Source organism: Bacillus sp. FSL H8-0492 (genome assembly GCF_038006145.1).
Classification (GTDB): domain Bacteria; phylum Bacillota; class Bacilli; order Bacillales; family Bacillaceae_G; genus Bacillus_A; species Bacillus_A mycoides.
Genome location: NZ_JBBOUP010000001.1, coordinates 3,105,428 through 3,120,936 on the forward strand (window position 1 = coordinate 3,105,428; position 15,509 = coordinate 3,120,936).

Genomic DNA, 15,509 nt, shown 5'->3' on the forward strand with positions numbered 1-15,509 from the left:
ACATATTTTACATAAAAGTAGAAATCATTATTTATCGTATTGCCCTTGGTTACGGAAACAATTATACTAGTTGTAATCGGAATAAATAATCTGAATATTCTTAGAATTCAAGATAGGAGCTTTACTACCCGCAAATAAAGGGGTAAATTCTATTGTCTACTAAATAGATTAGAAAACGATAATAAAATTAGGAGGATTACGATGCACCAGCTTGATTCATTACATCCCATTATAGAAAAAATAATTAACAATATTGAAAAGTTAATGGTCGGAAAACGAAAAGAAACGATCTTAGCTTTGACAGCTCTCTTAGCTGAAGGTCATGTACTATTAGAAGATGTTCCTGGCGTTGGGAAAACAATGCTAGTACGTGCTCTTTCTAAATCCATTGATGCCGATTACAAGCGTATTCAATTCACACCTGATTTACTGCCGTCAGATGTAACAGGTGTTTCTATTTATAATCCAAAAGAACTCCAATTTGAGTTCAAGCCTGGACCGATTATGGGGAATTTTGTACTTGCTGATGAAATTAATCGTACATCTCCAAAGACACAATCTGCCTTACTTGAAAGTATGGAAGAAGGCACTATCACAATAGATGGCATTACAAGATCGTTACCAAAACCTTTCTTTGTAATGGCTACACAAAATCCGGTCGAATATGAGGGAACATATCCTTTACCAGAAGCTCAGCTCGATCGTTTCTTGTTGAAGCTAAGAATGGGATATCCTGCACCAGAAGAAGAATTTGAAATTTTAAACCGGATGGAAAAAACAAATCCACTCTCTCATTTACAAGCTATTACTACAATAAAAGAATTACTTTATTTACAACAAAGCGTACGGGAAGTAAGCATGGACAAAGCAATCAAGCATTACATTGTAAAGCTTGTTACTCAGACTCGTTCTTATAGTTCTATACAGCTAGGTGCAAGTCCACGCGGCTCAATCGCTTTAATGAAAGCTTCACAAGCTTATGCATTCATCCATGGCAGAAATTATGTTATTCCAGACGATGTTAAATTTTTAGCTCCTTACGTTTTAGCTCACAGACTCATTCTAAAAATGGAAGCAAAATTTGAAGGAATTACAGGAGAACAAGTTATCGCAAAAATCGTTGCACGAACTACTGTGCCGACTCAAAGGACGAAGAACCTTTGATGAAACGACTACTACGGGCGCTATATCACGTTACGAAGTTATTGCTAATACCTTTATGCCTAGTCTTAACATTTGTATACGCTATGCTTCAAGGAGGATTTGTAAGTTGGTTTTTGTTTTACAGTACGATTCCTATTGGTCTTTATTCACTACTACTTCCCTTCTACGCTTTACGAGACGCTGAAGTAAAACGAATAACAAACCAAAATGAATATGCAGCAGGAGAACAATTTTTAAGCACTATTACAATAAAAAGAAAATTTCCTTTTCCCTTACTTTATTTAGTTATAGAAGATGAACTACCTTCACAATTTACAAGTTGTATACAAACGAAGGTGAATAAGGTAATACTCTTTCCAGGATTGAAACGGAATATTTCGTTTCAATATGTTATTGACACAATCCCTAGAGGAGAGCACACTTTTTCAAGCGTACGTGTCAAAACTGGTGATCTATTCGGAATGATGGAGAAAGAAGTAACTTTTTCAGTTCCAGATACATTTTTAATCTATCCCCAGTACGTAGATATAACGTATCGACAATTGGAAAATCATTTCGAACAAGGAGCGCTTTCAGCAAATATAAATTTAGCAAAAGACTCTACAATCTCTGTCGGTGTCAGAGACTATAAACCTGGTGACCGCTTTTCATGGATTGATTGGAAAGCAACTGCCCGAACAAACAATATTATGACGAAAGAGTTTGAACAACAGCGCAGCCATAATATCATGATATTTATGGACAGAACTGAGTCCCCTCTATTCGAATCAGTCGTAACATTTTCCGCCTCTATTGTAAGGGCTGTCTTGAAGCAAAATTCACCAGCGTCATTCGTGTCTGTCGGAAAAGAACGAACTTTTTTCCCTTTAGACAATGGTGATACGCAGTTACAACAAATCTTTTGTCATCTAGCGAAAGTACAAGCAGACAGTGTATTCCCGCTCTCCCGGAGTGTAGAAATGGAATTAAGAAAAATTTATGAGCCCGTAACGATTATACTCGTAACAAGCGATCTTTCTCCCGATATTCAAAAGGCGGCTGACTTTGCTACTATAAAAAACAGAAAATTAATGGTGTTTGTCGTGAAAGAAAAAGCAAATCAACTCTCACATCGAGAACTAAGTATTCTAGAAACTCTACAAAAACGAAAAATATTTGTAAATGTGGTTTATGGGAACCGGTATACAAACGTGTTTTTTGAGGTGAGCAAATGATAACATTACGAACAAAATACAAATGGGATATGAGCAGATTCTTCATGCATGTATGTGCATTTCTACTTTTACTAGAATGGCTAAGACCCCTTATAGGTATTACAAACGTAGGTAGATTAGATATTTTTGTAATATTTATAGGAATTTGCTTCACTCTCTCTTTTTTTCAAACAAGGTGGCAGATTCCAATAAAGGTCGTCACGATCTTATTCATCATTCATTTCCTGTATTATAAAAATGCTTTTATAAATCCATCTTGGCTAACGAAATTTTCTGCTGATATTTCTCGAAATTCCTCTCTGTTTTTCCAGGGGGATTTGCTAGATATTTCTCCAGTTTTTCCAACATTATTATTTTTTCTATCATTTTGGTTTTTGAGTTCTTTCAGCTCTTTTTGGGTTATTCATAAAAAACGTGGGTTGTTATTTCTTGCATTGACTATTATTTATATCACAACTTTTCATAACTTACATTTATACAATGCAAACTACGCTATTATTCGTACTGTTGTCATCGGCTTTTTTATGCTTAGTCTTCTTCAAATAGAACGAATAAAAGAGATTGAACACTTACAAAATTATGCTAGAGCAATCTCAAAATTACTTAGACCTCTTACAATATTTATTGTATTGTCAACAACCATCGCATACTTTGCTCCAAAATTTGGCCCTCAATGGCCAAACCCAATGGATTTTTTGAAATTCAACACATCTGAAGCAAGTAAAGAACAAGAAGTTTCTAAAATTGGATATGGTCTAGATGACTCACAATTAGGCGGTCCTTTTAAGCCGGATAATACAATTATTTTTACAGCACAAACGCAAAACAAACAATATTGGAGAGTCGAAACGAAAGATTTTTATACAGGAAAAGGTTGGGATGTTTCTGAAAATCGAAAAAAAGTTTCTTTTAAAAATAAAAACGACGTCGTGAGCTGGTACGAACCAAATACAAAAACGGAGATAACTGAGGCAACAATCACCATGCAAAAAAGTTATCCTCACCTTACCTATCCAGCAGGATTAGTATCAGTTGAGGCTTCTTCTAATGTATCATACAGCGTTGACCCATTTTCAGAAAAAATCTATACGATGCACGGAGACTCTTCTACTACTTTAAATTCGTATAAAGTAACATATGAGGTTCCGGAGTTTTCCATAGAAAATTTGAAATCTGTAAAAACGAATGAAGGTCATGAAACAAGTCCTTATTTCATGACAAAGTACACACAACTTCCCGAATCATTACCGCAGCGAGTAAAAGACTTGGCTGTCAATCTTACAAATGATAAAGACAACCGATATGATAAAGTATTAGCTATTGAAAATTACTTTACAGACAATTCTTTTGTATACGAAACAATGAATGTCTTATACCCTGCCAAAAACCAAGACTATGTAGATCAATTCCTTTTCGATACAAAAAGCGGTTACTGCAATAATTTTTCGACATCTATGATCGTGTTACTTCGTTCTGCTGGGATTCCTGCTCGCTGGGTAAAAGGATTTACAGAAGGAACTCTGGAGAATACACTTGCCTCTGCAGAAGGTGAGAATGTTTATACAATCGCGAACAATAACGCACACTCTTGGGTCGAAGTATATTTCCCAGGATACGGATGGATTCCATTCGAACCAACAAAAGGATTTACCAATCCCTATAATTTTACAAATAATACTCCTGCTTCTACTTCACAAAATAACGAAGTAAATAATTCTAATAACGAGCCAATACACCAACGGAACAATGAAGCAAAGCTCAAAAATTTAATAGAAAATACAGAAGAAGCCTCTACTAAAAAGATCACAAATTCCAAAAATGATTTTTCTTGGTGGTACGTATTCCTCTCTACGATGCCGATTAGTATCATCGGATACATTCTCTTCACCACTAGAATGAAATGGATTACATTTTTTATTATTCTTTTCTATAAATACCGAAAAGATGATGCTGTTTATCAAAAAGCTTACGGTGCACTTTTAAAACAATTTGCGAGAATCGGCATACCACGGGGTGAAAGTCAAACATTCCGAGAATACGCTCTCCACATCGATACACTTTACAATTCGGCCGATATGCAACAACTTACTTTCAGTTATGAGAACGCTATGTATCAAAAGGAACAGGCCGCAGCCGAATGGAAGACATCCGTGCACTTATGGGAAGTGCTTATGAAAAAAGCAGCTTCTCTGCCTAAATCAAACGACTACGATAGAGTGATTTAATCTTGATAATGTGAGTTTAAAGAAAACACCTCAAAGAGCTACTTTGTTCTTTGAGGTGTTTGTTAATAAAGTGAAACTCCTAATTATTCCCCAAGTACCTTCTCAATCTCAACCTCTAAATCCACCGGCTTCGTCTGTGGTGCAAAACGCCCTACTATTTTCCCATCTTTTCCAATTAGAAACTTAGTAAAGTTCCATTTCACTGCTTTCATACCGAGTAAACCTGGCGCTTGTTCTGTCATGTATGTATAGAGAGGATGAGCCTTATCACCTTTCACATCAATCTTCGCAAACATCGGGAAGTTCACACCGTAGTTCAATTCACAAAAACTAGTAATATCAGCTTCTGTGCCTGGTTCTTGTCCTCCAAATTGATTACAAGGGAAACCGAGTATTTCTAGTCCTTGGTCTTTATATTTATCATATACTTCCTGTAACCCTTTATATTGTGGTGTAAATCCACATTTACTAGCTACATTTACAATAAGAAGTGCTTTTCCTTCGTAATCTTTTAACGATTTTTCTTCTCCTGTTATCGTTTTAGCTGAAAAATCATAAACTGTCATTGTTCCTACCCCTCTCATCACTATCATTCTATGTTTATACTATACTACATTCGTGAATATACAGCTCTTATTACGTACTCACATACCAGAATGATAGCGCTTTATTTTCGTTCGAAAATTCGACACAGACTACTAGACTTTTATGATGGAAAGTTTTACAATTGAATTGTGAACAAAATGTGACAGTTTATATTCCATTATAAAAGAAAAGGATGGTGTTCATTATGAAAACTGCACAACATGAAACGATTTCAAATCGCGAGTTTTATTTCGTACTATATATGATGTTATTGTATGTGATTGGCTGGGTAATCGATGTAAATGGTTTATTTTTAAGCTCCTACTTTAATTTAGCAGGAGAGATTACGCTTCCAATCGTTGGTGGCATAGTTGGACTGTTCGTTATGTCTATCAATAAAGAACAAACGAGATAAAGTGAAACTTTAATCAGTGGGGCTTTTCTTCATCCCCCACTGATTATCAGCCCTCACCAATCGGGCTTTTACGGGCAGTTGATCCCCACCTAACTTCTTTGCTTTCGCTGCATTTTGAGGTGGGGCTTACTGCCCGGCGAATAGCGGGATAACTACATTACAAAAGGGCAGAAGACGAGCTTTCGTTTTCTGTCTTTTTCTATTTTTAGCGTATAATAGATACATACCGTATATAAGGAGTGGTAAGTATGAAAAAAGTAGAACAACTATCTTCTCATCTATATCTTATTGATGATTATGACTTACAACATGATGAACGCACAGGTACATACGTTTTATTAGGTGACGATATTACTTTAATTGAAACTTGTGCGGCCCCTTCTCTTCCCTATATTTTAGACGGCTTACAGCAATTACATATTAATTTAAATGATGTAAAAAACATTATCGTTACACATGTTCATTTAGATCACGCAGGCGCAGCAGGGTTAATGATGGAAAAGTGCCCAAATGCTACTCTATTTGTGCATCCGCGCGGGGCTCGTCATATGATTGATCCAACAAAACTAATTCTTGGCGCAAAAGCTGTGTACAAAGAAGATTTTGATAAACTTTTCGATCCAATTCTTCCAATTGAAGAAGAACGTGTTCATATTGTACAAAATGGTGATACATTAAAAATTGCAGAAGACCGTACACTCACATTTTATGATACACCGGGACATGCGAAGCACCATATTAGCATTCACGATTCATTAACAAACGGCATTTTTACTGGCGATACAATAGGAATTTATTATAGAGAACTCGCAGACCTTGATGTAGAACTATATCTACCATCAACGTCTCCTTCACAATTCCAGCCAGATGCGATGATTGCTTCTAAAAATCATATTCAAAGTATGAATGTAGATACTATTTATTTCGGTCATTACGGCGCATCATCCAATGTTACAGAAGTATATAACCAACTTGAACATTGGTTACCTATTTTCGTTAATACTGGAAATGAAATTTTTCAAAAACATACTGATTTTGATGAGGCTACTAAGGCATTACAATCTTTACTACTGGAGAAAGTCTCCACTCATCTTACAAAGCTAAATGTTCCATCAAATCATTCTGTTTATAACATTTTACATCTTGATTTAGAAATTAGCGCGATGGGAATTATTGATTACTTAACGAAGCAAACAAAATCCACAATTAACTAATAGAAAACGAAGATATATACAACGCCATTATCGTATATATCTTCGCTCCTTGAATATATTTTTTAATAAAGGATGGTGGAATGGAATGCAAAAAGTGATACTATACCTCTGCTTTACATTATTTATCATCTTATTATTAGTTGTAGGTGTTAAAATTCAATTTTATTTAGATACAGACGCGCAAGTGAATTTTAACGTCTATCCAAGATTATTCTACTTTACACTCTTCCCTCTTTTGGTCGGCATTTTATTACGATTCCTACAATCAATTAATCGCGAAACGAGTAAACAAAACTGGAACTTTCAGCCGGATAAGTTTATCGCTATTACGTTGCCAACACTATTCATTGCCTTTTCTCCAGCTCTACTCTTTTCACCAGTTGGTGAATACCTACCTTATTTAACTAATATTATTCTTGTGAATACAACTTTCGTTACCATTATTAGTTTAATAGCTGGTTACTCGCTTTTAGATTGTTTTATACAAAAAGACAAGGAGAATAGTAAGGAATATAACTAAGTGATTTCTCACTTTCACTTTATTAAGCAAGTCAAGGTAATTCTGCCCCTGACTTGTATGCAAAAGAACCTAATGTTCAACTTTTAAGTGCCGTTGGTTATGGTGGGTTATTTATAAGTGCAATACTCCTTGTAAGAGTTGCTATACATGTGGTAAGGAAATTTAATTAATAACAAAACGAGTGTGAAATCGCATAGATTTTATACTCGTTTTTTATTGTTCATATATTTAATCGGTAATAGGAAATTTATGTTAAACTAAAGAAAGTCGCGCACTAAATCAAAATACATTTCAAACAAGGGAGACTTATTATGAAATTAGGGACTTTCTCGTTTCTAACGTTTATCACAAGTATATGTTCTTTCTTTATTTTAAGAGGACCTAATGCAAATTTAACATTAATTATTGTGCTTCTAAGTATTCTTTCATTACTCGGTATTATTTTTGCGATCGCATCAAAGAATTGGCTATTTAAAATAGTTGGTACGACATTAAATGGAGTCATACTAATATTTGTATATTTCTTATTGCTAGCAAAAGGAATAGGTGGTTAATATATTTACGTTTCAATAAGAAAAGCTCACAGCTTAAGCTATAAGCTTTTTTACTTATCTCACCTTTTCATCTACATACTCCATAAACTGTTCTGCTTTAATAAATCTTTCTTTATAAGCTTCAGGTACTTCTTCTACTGTTATCCCACCACTCGATTTCGCTTTTACTAATACAGTTTGATATGACATTAACGCTTCCATATATTGTTCATACTCTTCTGAAGTTAATACTTCTTTACTAGATTTATGGCCATTTAATTTATCAAAATACGGCTGAAGTTCCATTTCTACCTTTTTCATTTCCTCTTTTTTAGCTGGTGATAATTGATCATAATCAATATTACCGTTCGAATCCCCGTACTCAAGCTTTGCATTCGTTAATTTCTTTAGTTCTTTTGTAAACTCTTCATATTCCTTCGCACCCATTTCGTCTTTCGCTTGTGATAACTTTGCATTAAAACGCATGTATCCTTCTAATGTTATAGCTCCGGCATGTTTTTTTAAGTTCTCAAAAGATCCGTATATACCATCTGCCATAATAGATTGATAAGCAAAACCAGTCGTCGGGATTAAAAATGCGGCTGCAAGTACTCCTGCGATAAGGCGCTTCTTCCTTTTACTTCCCCCGCTCTTCATTTTTATTTGAACAATTACTTTTTCTTTTAACTCCGGCGGGGCAATAATCCCCTTCGCTTCTTCTTGTATAGATTCTCTAACTCTACAATCTAAGCTCATTTCACATTCCCTACCTCTCCTAAAAAGATTTTTTCTACTTGTTCTTTTTGGCGTAGTTTCTTTAATGCCGCATGAATTCTAGATTTCACTGTACCGATTGGAATATGTAATATTTGTGCTACTTCTTCTTGAGAGTAATCGTGTAAGTATCTTAAGATAATAACTTGTTTCAATTTATACGGTAACTTATGAATGAGTTCGATTAATTTTTGATTTGATATTTTACTTACAACATCGCTAGAAAAATCAATTTGTACTGGTTTTCTTTGCTCTTCTGCTTTTTTTACAATTCGCAGTCGCATCCACCTCTTTCTTCTATAAGAATGAATTTGTTTAATCGCAAGTCCAATTAACCATGGACGAAATGGCTTCTCACTATCATATTTACGAAGCGATTCATATAGCTGTATGTATATTTCCTGAACGACATCATCTATATCTGCTTTATCCTCTATTAAAAAATGTGCTGTCTTATATACTTCTTGAATCGTTTTATCATACAATTCGCTATACGCTTCTTTATTGCCTGATAAAGTTAATTGGATTAAATCTGTATACACTGTTTCATCTTTCATGTACCATCCCTCCTTTGTCTTACACTATATATTGGCAAGCAAACGATATTTCGTTCGATTTCTTTCAAAGATTTTTCAAATAAATTAATATAATGATGCAATAACTTCATAAGCTTCACTTATAACCCTGCATAACAATTATATAATTTTCCAATTCCTAATGAAGATTTAAAATAATATATATAGTCAAATTTAGGAGGATGTATATGAAAGCTATCGTTGTAACTTCATTCGGTGGTCCTGAAGTGTTGAAATATACGGACATGGATATTCCTACAATTTCAGATAATCAAGTTTTAATTCGCGTTGTTGCTACTAGTGTTAATTTCGCCGATATTAAATCACGTTATGGCAAAAAAGGAAACAAATCCTTACCTTTTATTCCAGGGATAGATGCAGCTGGTATTGTAGAACACGTAGGCTCTCATGTAAAAAACATTCATCCTGGCCAGCGTGTCATTACTTTTCCTCAAAATGGCTCTTACGCTGAATATGTTGTCGCGAACGAAAATCTTACTTTTGTATTACCTGATGAAGTTAATTTCCAAACTGCAGCCGCTTGCCCTATCGTATCTTTTACAAGCTATAATTTACTCGCAAATGTTGCAAGGATTCAACAAGGTGAATCTGTTCTAATTCATGCAGCTGCTGGAGGAATTGGTACTACCGCGATTCAACTCGCAAAATTATTAGGGGCTAAAAAAGTAATCGGGACTGTCGGAAGTGAAGCAAAAAGAAAAATTGCTTTAGATGCTGGCGCTGATTATGTTATTTGTCATCAAGATGAAGATTTTGTAGAGAGGGTAAATCAGCTTACACACGGAGAAGGCGTTAATATTGTTTTAGATTCTATTTCTGGTACTGTGTCCGAAAGAAGTTTAGACTGCCTTGCTTATTACGGTCGTCTCGTCCATTTCGGCAATGCTAGCGGAGAAGTTGGTAGTTTTCAAACGAAAGATTTACACGCAAGTTGCCGTTCTATACTCGGTTTCAGCTTTGGCACTACACGGAAAAAACGTCCTGAATTACTTCAAGAAACTGCGAATGAAGTTTTCCGTTATTTACGCGATGAAAGTTTACAAATTAAAGCTACGAAATCTTTTCCTCTTCAAGATGCAGGGAAAGCACATGAATGGGTCGAAAGTAGACAAAGTACAGGGAAAGTAATACTACACGTTCAGACAGCTCCCTAAAATGAATACATGAAATAGAGGTGTTATTCATGGGATCACGAATTATGCATATCATTATCGCGAGCGGTATTGCTGAGAAACTTTCTATTCAAGATAAAGCTTCTTTCTTACTTGGTGGTGTAGCTCCTGATGCTGTTCATTCAAAAAAAGAAAAAGGAACTTCACATTTTTACGCTGGTACAACGAAGAACTATACGAGAAGAATAGATTATGATTCATTTATTCATAAATACGAAGATCATCTGGATTCCCCTTATATTTTAGGTTATTATACCCACCTCATTGCCGATGATAATTGGCTAAGCGGCTTTTTTCTACCTTGGCTTAAAAACAGAATAGAAAACGACGAAACTATCGCACCTATGTACTATAACGATTTTAAATTATTGAACGCACAATTGTTGCATCATTACGATAAAGAACAGCAGCTCTTCGCCCTACTTAATCAAGAGGCTAACATTGTGAATATAGAGGAGATTTCTAGAAAGAATGTTTTAGCTTTTCGGCAATATATTTTTGAAGATATGCTATATCCTGAGCAACACTTGCACGAAAACTTACAAGTGTTTTCATTTGATCAAATCGTTGGTTATATTGAGACTGCAATTGAAAAAGGAACATTTTTTATAGAACAACTCGTTAATAAAAAATTGACTTCAAATATTTAATCCCCCTCATTATTTACGAGGGGGATTTTCACATAACTATATAATTATTTATTTTTTCCCATTACTGCAAAGTAATTCCCTTTACTATCAGCAAAGTTAAACACTTTACCAGAAGGCATAGTTACGTCTTCCCAATTATTTATCTAGGCTTTTTCTTACCAGTAAAAGCTGGTTTCTTTTTCTTTGGTGCTGGTGGTTTCGATTCTACAAATGTTCCTTTGAACATTTCTTGTTTCGTAAACACGATACCTAATTTTTTCGCAAATTGAAGTAATTTACGCTCTTCTTGTTCTGTTACAAGAGAAACAACTGTTCCTTCTTTGCCCATACGTCCAGTACGTCCTGAGCGGTGAATATATTGGTCTACTGTGTCTGGTAACTCTAAGTGGATTACGTGTGTTAAATCATCGATATCTAATCCACGTGCTGCAATATCAGTAGCAAGTAATATTTCTAATTTCCCGCTACGGAACGCCCGCATCGTTACTTCACGCTCTTGTTTGCTTGCCTCTGCATGAAGTGCTGCTGCTTTCATTTTACGGAACTTCAGTTTTTGAGTAATTTCATCTAAACGGAATGGATCATTTAAGAAGGCAACTGCTTTTACATTTCCCATATGCATAACTCTTCTAATATAATCATTTTTTTCACGACGCTCACAAACGATATACGTATGTTCAACTAGGCTCTGTGCCTCTGAACGTGTTACACGTACTAATTGTGGTTCAACTGTCAAATCACGTGCCGCATCTTCTGCAGCTTTTGTTATTGTCGCCGAGCAGAACACTAATTGACGATCGCGCATCGTTGATTTAATTACATCAAGTACAGCACCCATCATCTTTTGTTTTACAATTTGATCAAACTCATCAAATACAATCGTTTTCACTTCATGCATCTTTAATTTTTTCATGCGAATCAATTCTAAAATACGTCCTGGTGAACCGACAATAACTCTCGGATGTTTCTTTAATTTTTCAACTTGGCGCTTAATATCCGCACCACCAATTAAAGACGCACCTGAAATATCCGTTCCTGCTGTAAACTTTTGAACCTCTTCATGAATTTGCATAACAAGTTCACGAGTTGGCGCTAAAATTACAACTTGAGGTTGTTTAACTTCAGGATTAATTTTATGTAAAAGTGGTAATAAGTACGCTAATGTTTTTCCTGTTCCAGTTGGAGATTCAGCAATAACGTCTTGTCCTTCTAAAATAGTTGGAATCGCTTGTTTTTGAATTTCAGTAAATTCTTTAAAACCAGCCTTTTCCCAAGCTTGTTGTAAAAATGGTTGCATATCTTTTATCATTTGTTTTTCTCCTTTATCTCTATTTTTGAAGAAAATGTTGTATTGTTCGCACCGTTTCTATCATGTGTGAAATAACAGCTATTAAATCATCAACATGGTCTTCTGTAATCGATTTTTGAAATAGAACCTCTACCTTATTATGATATGAAATCGCTTGCTTATTATATTCGTATGAAATTTTTTGTGTAATCATTCGCTCTTTTCCCCATATAGAATGCAATAAAGTTTCAATTTTTTCGCATCCTATCTCTGGTTGCTCCATTTCGAACGAGAATTCCAGCTTCATTTCACAACCTGGTATAAACTGAGGTACTTCTAATATTTCACCTGATAAATTCTTTGCATCAACAGATAGTGAAAATGTCGCCTCTACCATCGTTTTAAATGTTTCTGTTAGTTGAAATGAAATACTATACATACGACTTAATGAAGCAAGGTCCATCACATCTTTTCGATCCGTTACGAGAATATCACCGTGTAAATCGAAATCATAGACAGCTCCTTCCACAATTACCTTTAAATTTTCAAAAGCAGTTGGATCAAACATAATTTCCTCCAAAAAACAGGCGCCTTTCGATGGAAAGGCGCCACTTGATGTATATATAGTTTACAGATAAACGAGATGAATTACAACCTTTTAGAATAAACCTACTGCTTTTCCATCTTCATTTACATCCATTTGCAGCGCAGCTGGCTGTTTTGGAAGGCCTGGCATTGTTAACATTGTTCCTGTTAACGCAACGATAAACCCTGCACCGATAGATGGTTTTAATTCACGAATTGTAACGATAAAGTCAGATGGGCGACCTAATTTTGTTGCATCATCTGAAAGAGAGTATTGTGTTTTCGCCATACAAATCGGTAGGTTACTCCAACCTTCTCCCTCATATTGAGCTAATTGCTTACGTGCTTTCGGAGCAAATTCAATATCTTTTGCGCCGTACACTTTTTGAGCAATTGTACGAATTTTTTCTTCTAATGGTAATTCTAATTCATAAAGTGGTGCGTAGTTGTTTTCACCTTTTTCAATTTCTTTTAACACTTTCTCAGCAAGGTCAACTCCGCCTTGGCCACCTTTCTCCCAAACTTCTGTTAAGGATACTGCATAGCCACGCTCATTGCACCATTCTTGTAAGTATGCAACTTCTGCATCTGTATCAGTAATGAATTTGTTAATGGCAATTACGAAAGGAACACCGAAGCTTTGAATTGTTTCAACATGCTTCTGTAAGTTCTCCATACCTTTTGCTAACGCATCTACATTTTCTTCTTTTAATTGATCTCTCGCAACACCACCGTGCATTTTAAGCGCACGAATAGTCGCAACAATAACTACCGCTTCTGGTTTAATACCAGCTGCACGTGCTTTAATATCTAAAAACTTCTCGGCACCTAAATCTGCACCGAATCCAGCTTCTGTAATAACATAATCACCTAATTTTGCTGCCATTGTCGTAGCGATAACACTGTTACAACCGTGAGCGATATTCGCAAATGGTCCGCCATGAATGATAGCTGGTGTATTTTCTAATGTTTGTACTAAGTTCGGTTTTAATGCATCTTTTAATAGAAGTGTTAACGCTCCTTCTACTCCTAAATCTTTAACTGTTACAGGTTGATTTGAAAAATTATAAGCGACAACAATGCGAGATAGACGTGATTTTAAATCTTGAATATCTGTTGCAAGGCAGAATACGGCCATAATTTCAGATGCTACTGTAATATCAAAGCCATCTTCACGTGGTACACCTTGAACCGGTCCACCAAGGCCAATTACTACGTTACGAAGGGCACGATCATTTAAGTCAACACAGCGTTTCCAAACGATTTTACGCGTATCAATTCCAAGTGTGTTTCCTTGTTGGATATGATTATCAATGAACGCCGCTAATGCGTTATTGGCAGTTGTAATCGCATGAATATCTCCAGTAAAGTGAAGGTTAATATCTTCCATTGGTACTACTTGAGAATAACCACCACCTGCTGCTCCGCCTTTTAATCCCATTGTTGGTCCAAGAGATGGTTCGCGAAGTGCAATTACTGTTTTCTTACCAATTTTATTAAAAGCTTGACCTAAACCAACTGTTACTGTTGATTTACCTTCTCCTGCTGGAGTTGGGTTAATCGCTGTTACTAAAACAACTTTACCGTCTTTCTCATCTTGTAAACGCTTAAAAATATCAAGAGATAACTTGCCTTTATAATGTCCGTATGGCTCTAGTTCTTCTTCTAAAATATTTAAATTAGCTGCAATTTCTTGAATCTTCTTCATACTTGCTTCTTGTGCGATTTCAATATCAGATTTAACTGTTGTAGTAGTTGTCATATACCCTAGTCCCCCTTTAATTGATTCTGATGATATTGTATCAGTTTTTTGTATTTTCTGCACTTATTTACCTCCTAAAACCCTACAATTTTGTTATACGTTTTTTAACATAAATACCCATAAAAATGTTAACGCTTGTTGTAACTCTGTAGGTAGCTGACCTAATATCTTCTCATTTACTCCGCGCTTATATACGCCGGTACCATCTACAACTTCAAATCCTTGTTCTTTTGCTAACTGTTCAAATTCCCAAGGCATCATCGTATTGCAAACAACGTCTTTGCCATATAGGCGCGGATAACTGTTCTCTCTCGGTTTTGCTGTCGGTCCTAAAATTGCAATACATGCGTATCCATCTTTCTTTAAAACACGCTTTATTTCATTTAATGCTCGCAACGGCTCCTCGGTCCATTCTAAAGAATTAATTGCCATAATTGCTTCAAATTTCTCATTTTCAAATGGTAATGAAGAAAGATCACCTTTTATAAAAGATAAGTTTGGATCTTCTCCGCGCTCCTTACCCTTTTGAATCATAACTTCCGATAAGTCCACCCCAACCGCTTTGTAGCCAGTAAGACTTAATTTATATGTACCATACCCATCACCACAGCCAATATCTAACACTTGTACTTCCTTTTCCACGTACTGCTCAAAAAATGGAATGATTGTACTCCTGCTCCCGCTATCCCACATTTCTTGACTATTTTGATTCCAAAACTCTGCATTGTTATCCCATTTTTTCTCTGCCGATTCATGCCAATTAAACTTCGCCATACATTCCCCTACCTTCACGTATTATCATTCATTTCATT

16 protein-coding genes and 1 pseudogene are annotated in these 15,509 nt (G+C 35.5%); 9 read left to right on the plus strand and 8 right to left on the minus strand.

The features are described from left to right. The first annotated feature begins 201 nt into the window (after nt 1-201). Genes MHH66_RS15920 through MHH66_RS15930 form a run of 3 tightly spaced genes read left to right on the plus strand, consistent with a single transcriptional unit; the run spans nt 202 to nt 4,603 of the window. Entirely contained in the window at nt 202-1,164 is a 963-nt protein-coding gene (locus MHH66_RS15920) for an AAA family ATPase (protein ID WP_063217700.1), read from the plus strand. Beyond that, entirely contained in the window at nt 1,164-2,378 is a 1,215-nt protein-coding gene (locus MHH66_RS15925) for a DUF58 domain-containing protein (protein WP_078184781.1), read from the plus strand. The genes MHH66_RS15920 and MHH66_RS15925 overlap by 1 nt, the downstream gene beginning before the upstream one ends. Further along, entirely contained in the window at nt 2,375-4,603 is a 2,229-nt protein-coding gene (locus MHH66_RS15930; RefSeq protein WP_078184780.1) for a transglutaminase TgpA family protein, read from the plus strand. The genes MHH66_RS15925 and MHH66_RS15930 overlap by 4 nt, the downstream gene beginning before the upstream one ends. A gap of 83 nt (nt 4,604-4,686) precedes the next feature. On the opposite strand, the gene bsaA is transcribed toward MHH66_RS15930, so the two are convergent. Beyond that, the gene (gene bsaA / locus MHH66_RS15935; protein ID WP_002065095.1) at nt 4,687-5,169 is read right to left on the minus strand and encodes a glutathione peroxidase; all 483 of its coding nucleotides are present in this window, start codon (nt 5,167-5,169) and stop codon (nt 4,687-4,689) included. 224 nt (nt 5,170-5,393) lie between these two features. Here bsaA and MHH66_RS15940 point away from each other — a divergent pair, with 224 nt between their 5' ends. From MHH66_RS15940 to MHH66_RS15955, 4 genes are all read left to right on the plus strand, one after another. After that, nucleotides 5,394-5,603: a DUF3925 family protein gene (locus tag MHH66_RS15940; protein WP_016126827.1), complete on the plus strand. Its 210-nt coding sequence runs from the start codon at nt 5,394-5,396 to the stop codon at nt 5,601-5,603. A 248-nt stretch (nt 5,604-5,851) separates the two neighbouring features. Beyond that, nucleotides 5,852-6,817, plus strand: a complete 966-nt coding sequence (locus tag MHH66_RS15945) for an MBL fold metallo-hydrolase (protein ID WP_002141446.1) — start codon at nt 5,852-5,854, stop codon at nt 6,815-6,817. Nucleotides 6,818-6,902: 85 nt separating this feature from the next. Continuing rightward, nucleotides 6,903-7,337 carry a hypothetical protein gene (locus MHH66_RS15950; protein ID WP_016126826.1) on the plus strand — a complete coding sequence of 145 codons (435 nt, stop codon included), beginning with the start codon at nt 6,903-6,905 and terminating at the stop codon, nt 7,335-7,337. Nucleotides 7,338-7,648: 311 nt separating this feature from the next. Further along, nucleotides 7,649-7,891, plus strand: coding sequence for a hypothetical protein (locus MHH66_RS15955; protein ID WP_003188879.1), 243 nt, complete (start codon nt 7,649-7,651; stop codon nt 7,889-7,891). A gap of 54 nt (nt 7,892-7,945) precedes the next feature. On the opposite strand, the gene MHH66_RS15960 is transcribed toward MHH66_RS15955, so the two are convergent. Beyond that, nucleotides 7,946-8,626 (minus strand): DUF3600 domain-containing protein, encoded by a 681-nt coding sequence (locus MHH66_RS15960; RefSeq protein ID WP_002127077.1) that lies wholly within the window; start codon nt 8,624-8,626, stop codon nt 7,946-7,948. Next, nucleotides 8,623-9,201 carry a sigma-70 family RNA polymerase sigma factor gene (locus MHH66_RS15965; protein WP_016126825.1) on the minus strand — a complete coding sequence of 193 codons (579 nt, stop codon included), beginning with the start codon at nt 9,199-9,201 and terminating at the stop codon, nt 8,623-8,625. The genes MHH66_RS15960 and MHH66_RS15965 overlap by 4 nt, the downstream gene beginning before the upstream one ends. A gap of 206 nt (nt 9,202-9,407) precedes the next feature. Here MHH66_RS15965 and MHH66_RS15970 point away from each other — a divergent pair, with 206 nt between their 5' ends. Together MHH66_RS15970 and MHH66_RS15975 are read left to right on the plus strand one after the other, a co-directional pair. Next, on the plus strand, nt 9,408-10,394 hold the full coding sequence (locus MHH66_RS15970; protein WP_016126824.1) for a quinone oxidoreductase family protein: 987 nt from the start codon (nt 9,408-9,410) through the stop codon (nt 10,392-10,394). A 29-nt stretch (nt 10,395-10,423) separates the two neighbouring features. After that, on the plus strand, nt 10,424-11,062 hold the full coding sequence (locus MHH66_RS15975; protein ID WP_063217704.1) for a zinc dependent phospholipase C family protein: 639 nt from the start codon (nt 10,424-10,426) through the stop codon (nt 11,060-11,062). A gap of 44 nt (nt 11,063-11,106) precedes the next feature. Here MHH66_RS15975 and MHH66_RS15980 read toward each other — a convergent pair. The 5 genes and pseudogenes from MHH66_RS15980 to MHH66_RS16000 all read right to left on the minus strand — a co-directional run. After that, nucleotides 11,107-11,193, minus strand: a pseudogene (locus MHH66_RS15980) (VOC family protein); the annotation flags it as partial. Nucleotides 11,194-11,201: 8 nt separating this feature from the next. Then, complete coding sequence (locus MHH66_RS15985; RefSeq protein WP_002012513.1) at nt 11,202-12,371, minus strand: DEAD/DEAH box helicase; 1,170 nt, start codon at nt 12,369-12,371, stop codon at nt 11,202-11,204. Nucleotides 12,372-12,390: 19 nt separating this feature from the next. Continuing rightward, a complete protein-coding gene (locus tag MHH66_RS15990) occupies nt 12,391-12,918 on the minus strand; it encodes a hypothetical protein (RefSeq protein ID WP_063217705.1) in 528 nt (175 codons plus the stop codon). Between the two features lie 90 nt (nt 12,919-13,008). Continuing rightward, nucleotides 13,009-14,697 carry a formate--tetrahydrofolate ligase gene (locus MHH66_RS15995; protein WP_002031556.1) on the minus strand — a complete coding sequence of 563 codons (1,689 nt, stop codon included), beginning with the start codon at nt 14,695-14,697 and terminating at the stop codon, nt 13,009-13,011. A gap of 93 nt (nt 14,698-14,790) precedes the next feature. Then, the gene (locus MHH66_RS16000; protein WP_078184778.1) at nt 14,791-15,471 is read right to left on the minus strand and encodes a class I SAM-dependent methyltransferase; all 681 of its coding nucleotides are present in this window, start codon (nt 15,469-15,471) and stop codon (nt 14,791-14,793) included. Nucleotides 15,472-15,509: the final 38 nt, after the last annotated feature.

What these genes read in the sequence shown, in the direction of transcription:
- MHH66_RS15985 (WP_002012513.1), bottom strand. Translation starts at nt 12,371, where the DNA reads ATGATAAAAGATATGCAACCATTTTTACAACAAGCTTGGGAAAAGGCT.
- MHH66_RS15940 (WP_016126827.1), top strand. Translation starts at nt 5,394, where the DNA reads ATGAAAACTGCACAACATGAAACGATTTCAAATCGCGAGTTTTATTTC.
- MHH66_RS15945 (WP_002141446.1), top strand. Translation starts at nt 5,852, where the DNA reads ATGAAAAAAGTAGAACAACTATCTTCTCATCTATATCTTATTGATGAT.
- MHH66_RS15930 (WP_078184780.1), top strand. Translation starts at nt 2,375, where the DNA reads ATGATAACATTACGAACAAAATACAAATGGGATATGAGCAGATTCTTC.
- MHH66_RS16000 (WP_078184778.1), bottom strand. Translation starts at nt 15,471, where the DNA reads ATGGCGAAGTTTAATTGGCATGAATCGGCAGAGAAAAAATGGGATAAC.
- MHH66_RS15925 (WP_078184781.1), top strand. Translation starts at nt 1,164, where the DNA reads ATGAAACGACTACTACGGGCGCTATATCACGTTACGAAGTTATTGCTA.
- MHH66_RS15950 (WP_016126826.1), top strand. Translation starts at nt 6,903, where the DNA reads ATGCAAAAAGTGATACTATACCTCTGCTTTACATTATTTATCATCTTA.
- MHH66_RS15920 (WP_063217700.1), top strand. Translation starts at nt 202, where the DNA reads ATGCACCAGCTTGATTCATTACATCCCATTATAGAAAAAATAATTAAC.
- MHH66_RS15955 (WP_003188879.1), top strand. Translation starts at nt 7,649, where the DNA reads ATGAAATTAGGGACTTTCTCGTTTCTAACGTTTATCACAAGTATATGT.
- MHH66_RS15995 (WP_002031556.1), bottom strand. Translation starts at nt 14,697, where the DNA reads ATGACAACTACTACAACAGTTAAATCTGATATTGAAATCGCACAAGAA.
- MHH66_RS15970 (WP_016126824.1), top strand. Translation starts at nt 9,408, where the DNA reads ATGAAAGCTATCGTTGTAACTTCATTCGGTGGTCCTGAAGTGTTGAAA.
- bsaA (WP_002065095.1), bottom strand. Translation starts at nt 5,169, where the DNA reads ATGACAGTTTATGATTTTTCAGCTAAAACGATAACAGGAGAAGAAAAA.
- MHH66_RS15965 (WP_016126825.1), bottom strand. Translation starts at nt 9,201, where the DNA reads ATGAAAGATGAAACAGTGTATACAGATTTAATCCAATTAACTTTATCA.
- MHH66_RS15990 (WP_063217705.1), bottom strand. Translation starts at nt 12,918, where the DNA reads ATGTTTGATCCAACTGCTTTTGAAAATTTAAAGGTAATTGTGGAAGGA.
- MHH66_RS15975 (WP_063217704.1), top strand. Translation starts at nt 10,424, where the DNA reads ATGGGATCACGAATTATGCATATCATTATCGCGAGCGGTATTGCTGAG.
- MHH66_RS15960 (WP_002127077.1), bottom strand. Translation starts at nt 8,626, where the DNA reads ATGAGCTTAGATTGTAGAGTTAGAGAATCTATACAAGAAGAAGCGAAG.